General features: G+C 70.4%; 16 protein-coding genes. 1 reads left to right on the forward strand and 15 read right to left on the reverse strand.

Annotated features, from left to right (window positions below; genetic code table 11):
- Positions 1 to 4 precede the first annotated feature (4 nt).
- The 14 genes from nuoK to HHX40_RS29475 all read right to left on the reverse strand — a co-directional run bounded on the left by nuoK (position 5) and on the right by HHX40_RS29475 (position 12,663).
- The gene (gene nuoK / locus HHX40_RS29410) at positions 5 to 301 is read right to left on the reverse strand and encodes an NADH-quinone oxidoreductase subunit NuoK (protein ID WP_030506864.1); all 297 of its coding nucleotides are present in this window, start codon (positions 299 to 301) and stop codon (positions 5 to 7) included.
- On the reverse strand, positions 298 to 1,236 hold the full coding sequence (locus tag HHX40_RS29415; protein WP_182883181.1) for an NADH-quinone oxidoreductase subunit J: 939 nt from the start codon (positions 1,234 to 1,236) through the stop codon (positions 298 to 300). Before HHX40_RS29415 ends, nuoK begins: the two co-directional genes overlap by 4 nt.
- Complete coding sequence (nuoI, locus tag HHX40_RS29420; protein ID WP_111700538.1) at positions 1,229 to 1,744, reverse strand: NADH-quinone oxidoreductase subunit NuoI; 516 nt, start codon at positions 1,742 to 1,744, stop codon at positions 1,229 to 1,231. The genes HHX40_RS29415 and nuoI overlap by 8 nt, the downstream gene beginning before the upstream one ends.
- Positions 1,731 to 3,089, reverse strand: coding sequence for an NADH-quinone oxidoreductase subunit NuoH (nuoH, locus tag HHX40_RS29425; RefSeq protein ID WP_182883182.1), 1,359 nt, complete (start codon positions 3,087 to 3,089; stop codon positions 1,731 to 1,733). The genes nuoI and nuoH overlap by 14 nt, the downstream gene beginning before the upstream one ends.
- Positions 3,086 to 5,482 (reverse strand): NADH-quinone oxidoreductase subunit G, encoded by a 2,397-nt coding sequence (locus HHX40_RS29430; protein WP_182883183.1) that lies wholly within the window; start codon positions 5,480 to 5,482, stop codon positions 3,086 to 3,088. The genes nuoH and HHX40_RS29430 overlap by 4 nt, the downstream gene beginning before the upstream one ends.
- A complete protein-coding gene (gene nuoF / locus HHX40_RS29435) occupies positions 5,479 to 6,765 on the reverse strand; it encodes an NADH-quinone oxidoreductase subunit NuoF (protein ID WP_111699574.1) in 1,287 nt (428 codons plus the stop codon). The genes HHX40_RS29430 and nuoF overlap by 4 nt, the downstream gene beginning before the upstream one ends.
- Complete coding sequence (gene nuoE, locus HHX40_RS29440; RefSeq protein WP_111699575.1) at positions 6,762 to 7,433, reverse strand: NADH-quinone oxidoreductase subunit NuoE; 672 nt, start codon at positions 7,431 to 7,433, stop codon at positions 6,762 to 6,764. The genes nuoF and nuoE overlap by 4 nt, the downstream gene beginning before the upstream one ends.
- On the reverse strand, positions 7,430 to 8,746 hold the full coding sequence (locus HHX40_RS29445; protein ID WP_182883184.1) for an NADH-quinone oxidoreductase subunit D: 1,317 nt from the start codon (positions 8,744 to 8,746) through the stop codon (positions 7,430 to 7,432). Before HHX40_RS29445 ends, nuoE begins: the two co-directional genes overlap by 4 nt.
- Before the next feature lie 43 nt (positions 8,747 to 8,789).
- Positions 8,790 to 9,455 carry an NADH-quinone oxidoreductase subunit C gene (locus HHX40_RS29450; RefSeq protein ID WP_138459494.1) on the reverse strand — a complete coding sequence of 222 codons (666 nt, stop codon included), beginning with the start codon at positions 9,453 to 9,455 and terminating at the stop codon, positions 8,790 to 8,792.
- A complete protein-coding gene (locus HHX40_RS29455) occupies positions 9,452 to 10,003 on the reverse strand; it encodes a NuoB/complex I 20 kDa subunit family protein (RefSeq protein ID WP_111699578.1) in 552 nt (183 codons plus the stop codon). Before HHX40_RS29455 ends, HHX40_RS29450 begins: the two co-directional genes overlap by 4 nt.
- 2 nt (positions 10,004 to 10,005) lie before the next feature.
- Entirely contained in the window at positions 10,006 to 10,365 is a 360-nt protein-coding gene (locus HHX40_RS29460) for an NADH-quinone oxidoreductase subunit A (RefSeq protein ID WP_111699579.1), read from the reverse strand.
- Positions 10,366 to 10,367: 2 nt separating this feature from the next.
- A complete protein-coding gene (locus HHX40_RS29465; protein WP_165900563.1) occupies positions 10,368 to 10,529 on the reverse strand; it encodes a hypothetical protein in 162 nt (53 codons plus the stop codon).
- Positions 10,526 to 11,797 (reverse strand): geranylgeranyl reductase family protein, encoded by a 1,272-nt coding sequence (locus tag HHX40_RS29470; RefSeq protein WP_182872881.1) that lies wholly within the window; start codon positions 11,795 to 11,797, stop codon positions 10,526 to 10,528. Before HHX40_RS29470 ends, HHX40_RS29465 begins: the two co-directional genes overlap by 4 nt.
- A gap of 140 nt (positions 11,798 to 11,937) precedes the next feature.
- Positions 11,938 to 12,663 carry a demethylmenaquinone methyltransferase gene (locus HHX40_RS29475; RefSeq protein ID WP_138459496.1) on the reverse strand — a complete coding sequence of 242 codons (726 nt, stop codon included), beginning with the start codon at positions 12,661 to 12,663 and terminating at the stop codon, positions 11,938 to 11,940.
- Positions 12,664 to 12,764: 101 nt separating this feature from the next.
- On the opposite strand from HHX40_RS29475, the gene HHX40_RS29480 reads away from it, so the two are divergent.
- A complete protein-coding gene (locus HHX40_RS29480) occupies positions 12,765 to 14,000 on the forward strand; it encodes a hypothetical protein (RefSeq protein WP_182883185.1) in 1,236 nt (411 codons plus the stop codon).
- On the opposite strand, the gene HHX40_RS29485 is transcribed toward HHX40_RS29480, so the two are convergent.
- On the reverse strand, positions 13,997 to 14,206 hold the full coding sequence (locus HHX40_RS29485) for a DUF4229 domain-containing protein (protein WP_111699583.1): 210 nt from the start codon (positions 14,204 to 14,206) through the stop codon (positions 13,997 to 13,999). The two genes, HHX40_RS29480 and HHX40_RS29485, sit on opposite strands and share 4 nt — an antisense overlap.
- Between the last annotated feature and the right edge of the window lie 14 nt (positions 14,207 to 14,220).

The following is a 14,220-nucleotide window of genomic DNA, read 5'->3' on the forward strand; positions in this document are numbered from 1 at the left end:
CCTCTTAGTACTTCAGCAGGCTGACGTCGTCGACCGACGCGGACCTGCGGGTTCGGAAGATCGTCACGATGATGGCCAGGCCGATGACCACCTCTGCGGCGGCCACGATCATCACGAAGAACGCGATGAGCTGGCCGTCGAGGTTGCCGTTCTGCCGGGCGAAGGTGACGAACGCCAGGTTGCAGGCGTTGAGCATGAGCTCGACGCACATGAACACCACGATGGCGTTGCGCCGTACGAGCACGCCGACGCCGCCGATGGCGAACAGCAGCGCGGAGAGCACCAGATAGTGGGTGGTCACTTGCCGTCCTCCTCGGTGACCGCGGACTCGCCGCGGGGACGGACCACGCGACCGGCCACGACGGTGTCCTGCTCGGTGCCCTCGGGCAACGGCTCGGTGTCGGGACCGCCGTCCCTGGCCTCCTCGGCCACCGTCGGCGTGCTGTGCCCGCCGTGCCCGTTGGCCTGGGCGGCGGCCCGCTGCGCGGCCTCCTCCTGCTCCAGCACGTCGGCGACCTCCGGGGGCAGGATGCCCTTGGACTCCTCGTACCGGGCGATGTAGCGGTTGACCGACAGCGGCGAGATGGTCCCGTCGGGCAGCAGCGCCGGCATGTCGATGGCGTTGTGCCGGGCGTAGGTGCCGGGGCCGGGCAGCGGCGCCGGGTTCTTGCCGGTGCGGCCGAAGGCGGCGAAGCGCTGCCGGGACAGGTCCCGCTGGGTCGGCTTGGCCTCGGTGCGCTCCCGGTGCGCCAGCACCATCGCGCCCAGGGCAGCGGTGATCAGCAGCGCCGAGGTCACCTCGAAGGCGAACACGTGACGCGTGAAGATCAGCTGAGCCAGGGAGGACACGTTGCCCCCCTCGGTGGCCGCGGTGAGGCCCTTCGGCGAGCCGACCACCGCGTTCCCGATGCCGAGCGCGAGGAGGACGGCGAAGCCCAGCCCGCCCACGACGGCCCAGAAGCGCTGCCCCTTGATCGTCTCCACCAGGGAGTCGGAGGAGTCCACGCCCACGAGCATGAGCACGAACAGGAACAGCATCATGACCGCGCCGGTGTAGACGATGATCTGCACGGCCGCCAGGAACGGAGCGTCCTGGACGGCGTACAGCACCGCCAGCGAGAGCATGACGACGCCGAGCATCAGGGCCGAGTAGACGGCCCTTCGGCTGAAGACGAGTCCGAGTGCGGCGATCACCGAGACGACCGCGAGCACCCAGAACGTGATGGACTCACCCATTGCTTCGACCCAACCGGTAGTAGTCCTCCTCGGTCTCGCCGAGGCGCATCGGGTGGGGCGGCTGCTCCATGCCCGGTCCGAGCGGCGCGAGGAGCATCTCCTTGGTGAAGATCAGCGACTCGCGGCTGGAGTCGGCGAGCTCGTACTCGTTCGTCATCGTGAGCGCCCGGGTGGGACACGCCTCGATGCAGAGCCCGCAGAGGATGCAGCGCAGGTAGTTGATCTGGTAGACGCGGCCGTACCGCTCACCGGGCGAGAACCGCTCCTCGTCGGTGTTGTCGCCGCCCTCGACGTAGATGGCGTCCGCCGGGCAGGCCCAGGCGCACAGCTCGCAGCCGACGCACTTCTCCAGGCCGTCGGGCCACCGGTTCAGCTGGTGCCGCCCGTGGAAACGCGGCGCGGTGGGCCGCTTCTCCTCGGGATAGTTGACCGTCACCGGCTTCTTGAACATGTGGTGGAAGGTGACGCCGAATCCCTTGATCGGATTCAGCCAATCAGTTGCTCCCACTGGTCACCTCCTTGGCGTCGGTAGGGACACGCGCGGCGGGCACGGCGCCGTGGTAGTGCGGGAGGTCGAGCGCCGGCACCGGGAACCCGCCCGCCGCCGGCTCCTCGCGCAGTTGCTCGAACTCCTCCTCGACCTGGGCGGCCCTGGCCTCCCTGCGGCGCTGGTTCACCGTGTCGAACCGCAGCCAGACCACGAACGCGACGATGATCACCACCGCGCCGAAGGCCATGATGCCCATCCGGTCGGTCTCCGGCAGGCGCAGCGCCTTGAAGGTGGCGGCCAGCAGGATCCAGACCAGGTTGAGCGGGATAAGCACCTTCCACCCGAAGGCCATGAGCTGGTCATAGCGAACGCGTGGCAGCGAGGCACGGACCCAGACGAAGAACCCGAACGCGATGACCAGCTTGGCGAAGAACCAGAGCATGGGCCACCAGCCGGTGTTCGCGCCGTCCCACAGGGAGATCGGCCACGGGGCCCGCCAGCCGCCGAAGAACAGCGTGATCGCCATGGCCGAGACCGTGAACACGTTCACGTACTCGGCGAGCATGAACATCGCGAACTTCAGCGACGAGGAGTATTCGGTGTGGAAGCCGCCGACCAGTTCGCCCTCGCCCTCGGGGAGGTCGAACGGCACGCGGTTGGTCTCGCCGAGCATGCAGACCGCGTAGATCAGGAACGACGGGATCAGCGAGAACACGTACCAGGACGGCGTCGGGATGTGCAGCCCGAGGATGTCCCAGGTGCCGCCGCCCGCCTGCTTGGCCACGATCTCCGACGTGGACAGCGTGCCCGCGTTCAGGAACACCGCGACGAACGACAGGCCCATCGCGATCTCGTACGACACGACCTGGGCGCTGGAGCGCAGGCCGCCGAGGATCGCGTACGGCGAGCGGGAGCCCCACCCGGCGAGCACGATGCCGTACACGCCGATCGAGGCGGTGGCCAGCACCAGCAGGACCGCGACCGGCAGGTCGGTGAGCTGCAGCGGCGTCCGGTGGCCGAACATCCAGACCATCGGCCCGAACGGCACCACGGAGAAGGCCAGGAAGGCCGGGACGGCGATGATGACCGGGGCCAGGAAGTAGATCACCTTGTCCACGGTGCGTGGCATGAGGTCTTCCTTCAGGCCCATCTTCAGGCCGTCGGCCACCGTCTGCAGCAGGCCGAACTTACCCGCCCGGTTGGGGCCGTAGCGGTGCTGCATGCGCGAGATGAGCTTGCGCTCGGTCCACACGCCCATCAGCACGCCCAGCATCAGGAACACGAAGATCGCGACGGCCTTGATGATCGTGATCCACAGAGGATCGTGGCCGAAGTCGCTCAGCGTGGGTCCGGGGTTGTTCACGAGACGCTCCCGATCTTGACGACGTCTCCGGCGACCGCGCGCAGGTCGCGCGTGACCGACAGGCCGGCGGAGTTGGACGGCACCCACACGACACGGTCGGGCAGGTCCGCGACGCGCACCGGCAGGACGACGCCGTCACCGATGGTGATCTTGCCGCCGTCCACCGCGCCGATCTCGGCGGCGGTGGCCTCCGACAGCAGCGCCGCCGTCGAGCGGGCGGTCCCCGCCAGGTACGGCTCGCCGTCCTGCATCCGGCCGTCGTCGAGCAGCAGGTGCCAGGTGGCCAGCACCGCCTCGCCCGCCTGCGGCTCCGCGACCACGAGGCCGGCGACCGCGGGCGCGGCCGGGCGCGGGCCCTTCCAGGCGCCGAGCGTGGCCATCTCGCGCCGCGCGGCGGCGTCGTCGGGCAGGCCGAGGTGCACGTCCATCAGGTCGGCGATCGAGCCGATCGCCCGCAGGTCGCTCATCAGGCCCGGTACGGCGGTCGCCACGCCGAAGGAGCGGCCCCTGCCCTCCCAGTCGACGAACGTGCCGGACTTCTCGGCCACCGCGGCGACCGGCAGGACCACGTCGGCCCGGTCGGTGACCGCGCTGGCGCGGATCTCCAGGCTGACGATGAACGGGGTGTTCTCCAGCGCGGCCAGGGCCCTCGCGGGGTCGGGCAGGTCGTAGGGGTCCACGCCCGCCACGACCAGCGCGTCGACCTCGTCGTTCAGCGCGGCCTCGACGATGCCCGCGGTGTCGCGGCCGGGCGCCTCGGGCAGCGAGGCGACGCCCCACGCCCTGGCGACCTCCGCGCGGGCGGTCTCGTCGGCGGCCGGGCGGCCGATCGGCAGCAGGCCGGGCAGGGCGCCCGCCTCCAGCGCGCCGCGCTCCCCCGCCCGCCGCGGCACCCAGGCGAGCCGGGCGCCGGTGGCGAGCGTGAGCCGTACGAGCGCCGACAGGGCGCCGGGGGCGGCGGCGAGCCGCTCACCGGCGAGGATGATCGTGCCGGGCGGCAGCAGGTCGCCGGAGACGAGGTCGCCGAGCGCCTCGGCCTCCGCGCCGGGCAGCGTCCGGATCAGCGAGCCGTTCATCTTGGCCAGGCCCGGCGTGGCGAACGGCGCGATCGCGTGGACCTTCAGGCCCCGCTTGCGCGCCGCCTTACGCAGGCGCAGGAAGACGATCGGCGACTCCTCCTCGGGCTCGAACCCGGCGAGGAGCACGGCCGGGGCCGTCTCCAGGTCGGCGTAGGAGACCTCGATGCCCTTGCCGGCGACGGCGTGGGCGAGGAACCGCGCCTCCTCCTCGGAGTGCGGCCGGGCCCGGAAGTCGATGTCGTTGGTGCCGAGGGCGATCCGGGCGAACTTGCTGTAGGCGTAGGCGTCCTCGACCGTGAGCCGCCCGCCGACCAGCACCCCGGCCCTGCCCCGGGCCCGCGCGAGGCCCTGGGCGGCCGTGGCCAGCGCGTCCGGCCAGGAGGTCGGGACGAGCTTGCCGCTCTCGTCGCGCACCAGCGGCGAGCGCAGCCGGTCGGGCGCGGTGGCGTAGGTGAACGCCCAGCGGCCCTTGTCGCAGTTCCACTCCTCGTTGACCTGCGGGTCGTCCCCGGCGAGGCGGCGGGTGACCTTGCCCCGGCGGTGGTCGGTGCGCAGCGAGCAGCCCGACGCGCAGTGCTCGCACGCGCTCGGCGTGGAGACCAGGTCGAACGGGCGGGAGCGGAACCGGTAGGCCGCGCCGGTCAGCGCGCCCACCGGGCAGATCTGGATCGTGTTGCCCGAGAAGTAGGACTCGAACGGCTCGCCGTCGGCGACGCCCACCTGCTCCTTGGCCCCGCGGTCGAAGAAGTCGATGAGCGGGTCGCCCGCGATCTGGTCGGAGAAGCGGATGCACCGCGCGCACTGGACGCAGCGCTCGCGGTCGAGCAGCACCTCGGTGGACAGCGGGACCGGCTTGTCGAACGTGCGCTTCTGCTCGACGAACCGGCTCTCACCCTGGCCGTTCGACATCGCCTGGTTCTGCAGGGGGCACTCGCCGCCCTTGTCGCAGACCGGGCAGTCGAGCGGGTGGTTCAGCAACAGCATCTCCATCACGCCGCGCTGTGCCTTCTCGGCCACCGGCGAGGTGAGCTGCGTCTTGACCACCATGCCCTCGGCGACCTCGATCGCACAGGACGGCTGCGGCTTGGGGAAGCCGCGGCCGTTGCCCGCGTCGGGGATGTCGACGAGACACTGGCGGCAGTTGGCCGCGGGCGAGAGCAGCGGGTGGTCGCAGAACCGGGGGATCTGGATCCCCAGCAGCTCCGCGGCCCGAATGATCAGCGTGCCCTTGGGGACGCTGACCTGGAAGCCGTCGATGGTCAGGCTGACCATGTCCACGACCGGCTGTTCCGGCTGCGTCGTCTGAACTGTCACTTGGACCCCCACACCGTGGAAGCGGCGGGATCGAACGGGCAGCCGCCGATCTCGAAGTGCTTGAGGTATTCGTCGCGGAAGTGCTTCACCGACGAGTGGATCGGGCTCGTCGCGCCGTCGCCGAGCGCGCAGAAGGAACGCCCGAGGATGTTGTCGGCGATGTCGGTGATGGTCGCCAGGTCCTCCTCCGAGCCCTGGCCCTTCTCCAGCCGCTTGAGCACCTGCTTGAGCCAGTAGGTGCCCTCGCGGCACGGGGTGCACTTGCCGCAGGACTCGTGCGCGTAGAACTCCGTCCAGCGCAGGACCGCCCGGACCACGCAGGTGGTCTCGTCGAAGATCTGCAGGGCGCGGGTGCCCAGCATCGAGCCCTTGGCGCCGACCGACTCGAAGTCGAGCGGCACGTCGAGGTGCTCGGCCGTGAAGATCGGCGTCGAGGAGCCCCCCGGCGTCCAGAACTTCAGCTCGTGGCCCTCGCGGATGCCGCCCGCCATGTCGAGCAGTTCGCGCAGCGTGATGCCCAGCGGGGCCTCGTACTGGCCCGGCCGGGTCACGTGGCCCGACAGCGAGAAGATGCCGAAGCCCTTGGACTTCTCGGTGCCCATCCCGGCGAACCAGTCGGCGCCGTTGGCGATGATGCTCGGCACGCTCGCGATCGACTCGACGTTGTTGACCACCGTCGGGGAGGCGTACAGACCGGCGACCGCCGGGAACGGCGGCTTGAGCCGGGGCTGGCCGCGGTAGCCCTCCAGCGAGTCGAGCAGCGCCGTCTCCTCGCCGCAGATGTACGCCCCGGCGCCGCTATGCACGACGAGGTCCAGGTCGTAGCCCGAGCCGAAGATGTCCGTCCCGAGGTAGCCCTTCTCGTACGCCTCGCGGACCGCGGCCTGCACCCGGCGGATGACGTGGAGCACCTCGCCGCGGATGTAGATGAACGCGTGGTTCGCCCGGATCGCGTACGACGAGATGATGACGCCCTCGACCAGCGAGTGCGGGTTGGCCATCATGAGCGGGATGTCCTTGCAGGTCCCCGGCTCCGACTCGTCGGCGTTGACGACGAGGTAGTGGGCCTTGCCGTCGCCCTGCGGGATGAAGCCCCACTTCATGCCGGTGGGGAAGCCCGCGCCGCCGCGGCCGCGCAGGCCGGAGTCCTTCACCGCCTGGATGACCGCGTCCGGGTCCATGCCCAGAGCCTTCTTCGCGGCCTCGTACTCGCCGTACCCGTCGAGGGTGAACGAGCCGGCCACGTCCCAGTTGTCGGTAAGGACGGGCGTAAGCGTTGTCACTTCTCGCTCCCCTCGGCCTTGGGGGCCTCCCAGCCGTTGGCCCTGGCGATCTTCAGACCCTCAAGGGAGGGACCGGCGGCCGACGGTCCGTCGGCGGCCAGGCCGTCGGGGAACCCGGCGAGGACCCGGGAGGCCTCCCGGAACGTGCACAGGCGGCCCGGGCCGCGCGTGGGCGCGACCTCCTTGCCGGCGCGCAGGTCGTCGGCGAGCTGCTTGGCCGACTCCGGGGTCTGGTTGTCGAAGAACTCCCAGTTGACCATCATGACCGGGGCGAAGTCGCAGGCGGCGTTGCACTCCAGCCGCTCCAGCGTGATCTTGCCGTCCGGGGTGGTCTCGTCGTGGCCGACGCCCACGTGCTCGCTGAGCTCCGCCCAGATCTGGTCGCCGCCCATGACCGCGCACAGCGTGTTGATGCAGACGCCGACGTTGTAGTCGCCGGCCGGCCTGCGCTTGTACATCGTGTAGAAGGTCGCCACACCCACGACCTCGGCCTTGGACAGGCCCAGCATCTCGGCGCAGAACTCCTGCCCGTCGTCGGAGACGTAGCCGTCCACCGACTGCACCAGGTGCAGCAGCGGCAGCAGCGCCGAACGCGGCCGGGGGTAGCGGCCGATGATCTCCTTGGCGTCCGTCTCCAGACGCTCGCGGACCTCAGGCGCGTAAGTCATCGGTCCACACCTCCCATGACCGGGTCGATCGAGGCGACCGCGGAGATGACGTCGGCGACCATGCCGCCCTCGCACGTCGCGGGCACCGCCTGCAGGTTCGTGAACGACGGGTCGCGGAAGTGCACCCGGTAGGGCCGGGTGCCGCCGTCGCTGACCACGTGCGCGCCGAGTTCGCCGCGCGGCGACTCGACCGAGGAGTACACCTGCCCGGCGGGCACCCGGAAGCCCTCGGTCACCAGCTTGAAGTGGTGGATCAGGGCCTCCATCGAGCCGCCCATGATGTGCGCGATGTGGTCGGGCGAGTTGCCGAGTCCGTCGGGGCCGAGCGCGAGCTGCGCCGGCCAGCCGATCTTCTTGTCCTCGATCATCACCGGGCCGCCCTTGAGCGGGCCGGACAGGCGGTCGAGCGCCTGCTCGATGATCTTGAGGGACTCCTCCATCTCGTCCATCCGGACGAGGTAGCGGCCGTACACGTCGCAGGTGTTCTGCGTCGGCACCGCGAACTCGTACGTCTCGTAGCCGCAGTAGGGCTGCGACTTGCGCAGGTCCCACGGCAGGCCGGCGGCCCGCAGCATGGGGCCGGTGATGCCCAGCGCCATGCAGCCGGTCAGGTCGAGGTAGGCCACGTCCTTGGTGCGCCGGGTGTAGACCGGGTTCGCGTCGAGGAGCTTGCGCATCTCCTTGAGCCGCCCCGGCATGACCTTGAGGAACTCACCGATCTTGTCGACCGCGCCGGCCGGCAGGTCGACGCTGACGCCGCCCGGCCGGACGTACGCCATGTTCATCCGCAGGCCGGTGATGTACTCCATCAGGTCGAGCACCATCTCGCGCTCGCGGAAGCCGAACAGCATCGGCGTCGTCGCGCCCAGCTCCATGCCGAACGTCGCGATCGCGACGAGGTGCGAGGAGATCCGGGTGAGCTCCATCGTCAGGACCCGGATGGCCTGCGCCCGGTCCGGGATCCGGTCGGTGATGCCGAGAAGCTTCTCGACGCCCAGGCAGTACGCCGTCTCGTTGAAGATCGGCGCGAGGTAGTCCATGCGGGTGACGAACGTGACCCCCTGGGTCCACGTCCGGAACTCCATGTTCTTCTCGATGCCGGTGTGCAGGTAGCCGATCACCGTGCGGGCCTCGGTCACGGTCTCGCCGTCGAGGGTCAGCACGAGCCGGAGCACGCCGTGGGTCGACGGGTGCTGCGGGCCCATGTTGACGACGAGGCGCTCGTCGGCCGACTCGCTGACGGTCTTGACCAGCTCGTCCCAGTCCTGGCCGGCGACGTCGTAGATCCGGCCCTCGGTCTCGGTGGTGCTCACGACGCTCTCCTCGCTGCCCTCGTTGCCTGGTGCGGGTCGACGCTCACGAGTACGACCTCCTCCGGTCCGGCGCGGGGACCTCGGCGCCGCGGTACTCGACCGGGATGCCGCCGAGCGGGTAGTCCTTGCGCTGCGGGTGCCCCTCCCAGTCGTCCGGCATCTCGATCCGGGTCAGCGCCGGGTGGCCGTCGAAGACGATGCCGAAGAAGTCGTACGTCTCGCGCTCATGCCAGTCGTGCGTGGGGTAGACCTGAACCGTGGAGGGGATGTGCGGGTCGGCGTCGGGGCAGGAGACCTCCACCCGGACGCGCCGGTTGTGCGTGATGGAGCACAGGTGGTAGACGGCGCGCAGCTCGGCGCCGGTCTCCTCCGGGTAGTGGACGCCCGAGACGCCGAGCGACAGCTCGAACCGCAGGGCGGGGTCGTCGCGCAGGTGCTTCATCACCTCGGTCAGCCGCTCGCGCCGCACGTGGAAGGTGACCTCGCCGCGGTCGACGACCACCCGCTCGATCGCGTCGGCGAACGCCGGCTCCAGCGCGTCGGCCACGTCGTCGAAGTACGACCCGTACGGCCGGCTGCTGACCAGCTTGGGCGGGCGGCGGACGACCAGGCGGTTGTAGCCGGAGGTGTCGCCGGTGTCCCTGGAGCCGAACATGCCCGTACGGGCGATCGGCTCCTCGGGCAGGCCGGGCAGGTTCTCGGTCGTCACTTCCCGGCCCCCTGGTCGATGAGCGGCAGCGTCCGCAGCGCCTGGAGCTCCAGCTCCTCGACCTGCTTCTCGCGGTGCGCGCCGAACTTCATGTTCTGGATCTTGTCGTGCAGCTTCACGATGGCGTCGATAAGCATCTCCGGCCGCGGCGGGCAGCCGGGCAGGTAGATGTCGACCGGCACCACGTGGTCCACACCCTGCACGATGGCGTAGTTGTTGAACATGCCGCCGCTCGACGCGCAGACGCCCATGGCGATGACCCACTTGGGCTCGGCCATCTGGTCGTAGATCTGGCGGAGGACGGGCGCCATCTTCTGCGACAGCCGGCCGGCCACGATCATGAGGTCGGCCTGCCGCGGGGAGGCGGAGGCGCGCTCCATGCCGAAGCGGGCCAGGTCGTGCTTCGGGCCGCCGGTGGCCATCAGTTCGATGGCGCAGCACGCGAGACCGAAGGTCGCCGGCCAGACGGAGTTCTTCCGGGCCCAGCCGGCCACCTGCTCGACGGTGGTGAGGGCGAACCCGCTCGGGAGTTTCTCTTCAAGACCCATGGCTAATCCCAATCGAGGCCGCGGCGGCGCCACACGTACGCGTACGCCACGAGGACGGTGACGATGAACAGCACCATCTCGACCAGCCCGAACACGCCGAGCCTGTCGAAGGCCACCGCCCACGGATAGAGGAAGATGATCTCGATGTCGAACACGATGAACAGCATCGCGGTGATCATGTACTTCAGCGGGAAGCGGCCACCGCCGACGGGCTGCGGCGTCGGCTCGATGCCGCACTCGTAGGCGTCCAGCTTCGCGCGGTTCCAGCGCTTCGGCCCGGTGAACGGGGCGATGCCCACGGAGAACACGGCGAACCCCGCCGCGAGGACCGCGAGCACCAGAATCGGCACATACAGCTCCATGGCTACATGTCCTCGCTTACTCGGTGAAATTGGCTGATCACGAGAATGCCGGAAGGCGCGGCGGGCCGGCCGGCGGCCCGCGCGGCCGTCGGCGACGCCGTACGCGTCATCTCGGTCATGCGGGTCATGTTCATGCGACTCTCGGTCATACGGGCCTCGGTCATGAGGGCGGAGCCACCTTCGACAGGGCGTTGATTATGCGGTCGGAGACGTCGCCCCGCCGGTCTGTGAGATTAGCGAGAAGCTTGAACGCGAATCTCATCAGGGTGGGATGGGGCATCCCGTGCCGGGTGGCGAAGCTCATCACCCCCGGCCTCCCGATCGCCTCGACGAACAGGCGGCCGAGAGTGAAGTATCCGCCATAGGCGTCTTTGAGGATACGCGGGTACGCGAGTAATACGCGCTCACGCTGGGCGGGCGTCGGCCGGGCCAGTGCCTGCGCGATCACTTCGGCGGCCGTCCGGCCGGTCTCCATGGCGTACGCGATGCCCTCGCCGTTGAACGGGTTGATCGAGCCGCCGGCGTCCCCGATGAGGACCAGGCCGCGGGTGTAGTGCGGCTGCCGGTTGAATCCCATCGGCAGCGCGGCGCCCCGGATCGGGCCCGTCATGTTCTCGTCGGTGAAGCCCCACTCCGGCGGGGTGTTCTGCATCCAGCGCCGCAGCAGGTCGCGGTAGTCGATGCTCTTGAACGCGTCGCTGGTGTTCAGCAGGCCGAGGCCGACGTTGGCGGTGCCGTCGCCCATGGGGAAGATCCAGCCGTAGCCGGGGAGCAGCCGGTCGCCGTCCCACAGTTCGAGCCACGTCTCCAGGTAGTCGTCGTCGTGGCGGGGGCTGGTGTAGTAGGTGCGCACGGCCACGCCCATCGGGCGGTCCTCGCGCTTGTGCAGGCCCATCGCGATCGACAGCCGGGTCGAGTTGCCGTCGGCCGCGACCACCAGGCGGGAGCGGTAGACGACCTCCTCGCCGTCCGCCCTGGCCGTCACACCGATCACGTGGCCGCTGCGCTCGTCCAGCAGCGGGCCTGTAACGTTCACGCCCTCGCGCAGCCGCACGCCCGCGCCCTCCGCGTGCCGGGCGAGGATCTGGTCGAAGTCCGCGCGGGTGCGCACGAGGCCGAAGCCGGGGTAGCTCGACAGCTCCGGCCAGTCGAGTTCGAGCCGCACGCCGCCGCCGTAGACGCGCAGCCCCTTGTTCCGCACCCAGCCGGGGGCGTCGACGTCGACGCCCATCGCGACGAGTTCCTTCACCGCCCGCGGGGTCAGCCCGTCGCCGCAGACCTTCTCCCGGGGGAAGCGCGTCTTCTCCAGCAGCAGCACCTGGAGGCCGGCGCGGGCGAGGTGGAAGGCCGCCGTCGAACCCGCGGGACCCGCACCGACGACGATGACGTCGGCGTCGACCTCTCTCCGCGTTGCGCGGGCTTGCTCGCTCACGGGGTCCTGTCCGTTCCAGGGAAGGAAGGCCTCGAAACTGGTTAGACCTTCGTGCCTTTGTGAACAACTTCACAAACTGTCGCGCCGCAGTCTAACCCCTACTCGCGGCGGGATGTCAGAGGGGTGTGGGCAACCACGCCTCACCGGCCCTTGACGGCGCGGTGGAGGGCGACGATGCCGAGGCTCAGGTTGCGCCAGCCCACCTTCTCCCAGCCCGCCTCCTGGATGATCCCCGCCAGCGCCCGCTGGTCGGGCCAGGCCCGGATCGACTCGGCGAGGTACTCGTAGGAGTCGGGATTGGAGCTGACCATCCGGGCGACCGGCGGCAGCAGTCTCATCAGGTACTGCGAGTAGACGAGGTCGAACGACTTCGGCGTCGGCCGGGAGAACTCGCAGATCACCATGCGCCCGCCCGGCCGGGTCACCCGGAGCAGTTCGCGCAGCGCCTGCCCGGTGTCGGCGACGTTGCGCAGACCGAAGGAGATCGTGACGGCGTCGAAGGTCTCGTCGCGGAACGGCAGGCGCAGCGCGTCGCCCGCGACGAAGGTCACCCCGCGCACGCCCCCGCCGTACAGGCCGGACCCGCCGCGCCGCGCCACGCCGGTGCTGAGCATGCCGAACGAGAAGTCGCACGCGATCGCCCGCGCGCCGAGCGCGGTGAACGCGTCGGTGGAGGTGCCGGTGCCCGCGGCGAGGTCGAGGACCAGCTCGCCGGGGCCCGCGTCCACCGCCGCCGCCGTGGCCCTGCGCCACAGGCGGTCCTGGCCGAGGGAGAGGACGTCGTTGACCAGGTCGTAGCGCCGGGCCGTGCGATCGAACATCGCGGCGACCTCGTGCGGCTGCTTGTCCAGCGATGCGCGCGTCATGCACGCAAGCCTAGGCCGCGCCGCCCGGGCCCCCTCACCACCCGGACAGGATGAGCGGAACGTAGTTCATCGATTACGCTCAGTCTGCTAGAACTTGGGGAATGCGTCTCACCACCGCACTGATCGCAGTGACCTCGCTCGCCGTCCTGCCGGCCGCGCCGGCCTTCGCCGGCCTCCGGCAGCCCCACGTGGTGTCGGAGAACCCCGTGAACACCACTCCGCACGTGCTCGACGGCATCGTCACCGCGTTCGCGCTGGTCGGCCGCACCGTCGTGGTGGGCGGCGAGTTCAGCGCGGTGCGGGAGGCCCGCGGCGGGGCGGACCTGCCGCGCGCCAACGTCTTCGCCTTCGACCTGCCCACCGGCCGCGTCCTGCCCGGCTTCGCGCCGGACCTCGATGGGCCGGTGTCCGCCCTGGCCCCGGGCCCCGGCGGCACCGTATACGTGGGCGGCGCGTTCACCTGGCCGTCCCGGGGGCTGACCCGGCTGCGCGTCTCCGACGGCACTCCCGTCTCCTCCTTCTCCGCGCCCGTCTACGCGGGAGAGGTGACCAGCCTGGTACGTCTCGGCGGGGCGCTCTACGTCGGCGGCGACTTCGCCAGGATCGGCCGCAGCGCGCGCACCGCCCTCGCCCGCGTGGACGCCGGCACCGGCGCGGTGGACCCCCGCTTCACCGTCACCCCCGGCGGCGGGCGCGGCGGCGGGGCCGGGATCTACGCCATGGCCGCGACGTCCGACCGCTTAGTCGTGGACGGCTCGTTCACCACGCTCGACGGCCTGCGCCGCCCGCAGCTCGGGGTGATCGACCTGACGACGGGCCGGGTGGCCGGCTGGCACACGGAGGCGTACGCCCCCGCCTGCAAGCCCGACTTCCCCTCGTACGTCCGGGGGCTGGACCTGTCGCCCGACGGCCGCTACTTCGTGGTCGTCACGACGGGCGGCCCGGCGCCGCGCACCACCAAGCTGTGCGACTCCGCCGCGAGGTTCGAGACGTACGCGAAGGGCGACGCGATCCGTCCGACCTGGGTCAACCTGACCGGGGGCGACTCCCTGTACGCCGTCGCGGTGACCGGTTCGGCCGTCTACGTGGGCGGTCACCAGCGCTGGCTGAACAACCCGCGAGGGTCCGACACGGCCGGCGCGGGAGCGGTCCCCAGGCCGGGCATAGGGGCGATACACCCCGTGACGGGCCGTGCGCTGACATGGAACCCGACGCGGGAAAGGGGAATCGGGGTAAAGGCCTTCCTGACCGTAAAGACAGGTCTTTTGGTGGGAAGCGACACGACGGAGCTCGGGCATGAGTACCATGCCCGGGTCGGCATGTTCCCGGCGGCCTAGGAGTTCCCGGGTCCCCGACGTTTCGTGGCGATGCGCTCGCTCACCGCGTCGCGCTGTTTCGACAGCAGCACGTAGCTGGCCAGACCGCTGACCAGCACGGCGACCAGCAGCAGCGGGAACGACCGCAGGCCGACGAGATACAGGACGCCGACCGCGACCGCGAACAGGCCGAGGCGCGAAAGGGTGTAAACGACAACCGGATGCACAGCGTCGAGGTTAC

Origin of the sequence: Microbispora sp. H10949, assembly GCF_014161435.1 — a bacterium.
GTDB lineage: Bacteria > Actinomycetota > Actinomycetes > Streptosporangiales > Streptosporangiaceae > Microbispora > Microbispora triticiradicis.

Bases quoted from the DNA above. Each gene is read 5' to 3' on its own strand.
- HHX40_RS29480 (WP_182883185.1), top strand. From the start codon at position 12,765: ATGCGTCTCACCACCGCACTGATCGCAGTGACCTCGCTCGCCGTCCTG.
- HHX40_RS29460 (WP_111699579.1), bottom strand. From the start codon at position 10,365: ATGGAGCTGTATGTGCCGATTCTGGTGCTCGCGGTCCTCGCGGCGGGG.
- nuoE (WP_111699575.1), bottom strand. From the start codon at position 7,433: ATGACTTACGCGCCTGAGGTCCGCGAGCGTCTGGAGACGGACGCCAAG.
- HHX40_RS29415 (WP_182883181.1), bottom strand. From the start codon at position 1,236: ATGGGTGAGTCCATCACGTTCTGGGTGCTCGCGGTCGTCTCGGTGATC.
- HHX40_RS29465 (WP_165900563.1), bottom strand. From the start codon at position 10,529: ATGACCGAGGCCCGTATGACCGAGAGTCGCATGAACATGACCCGCATG.
- HHX40_RS29455 (WP_111699578.1), bottom strand. From the start codon at position 10,003: ATGGGTCTTGAAGAGAAACTCCCGAGCGGGTTCGCCCTCACCACCGTC.
- HHX40_RS29475 (WP_138459496.1), bottom strand. From the start codon at position 12,663: ATGACGCGCGCATCGCTGGACAAGCAGCCGCACGAGGTCGCCGCGATG.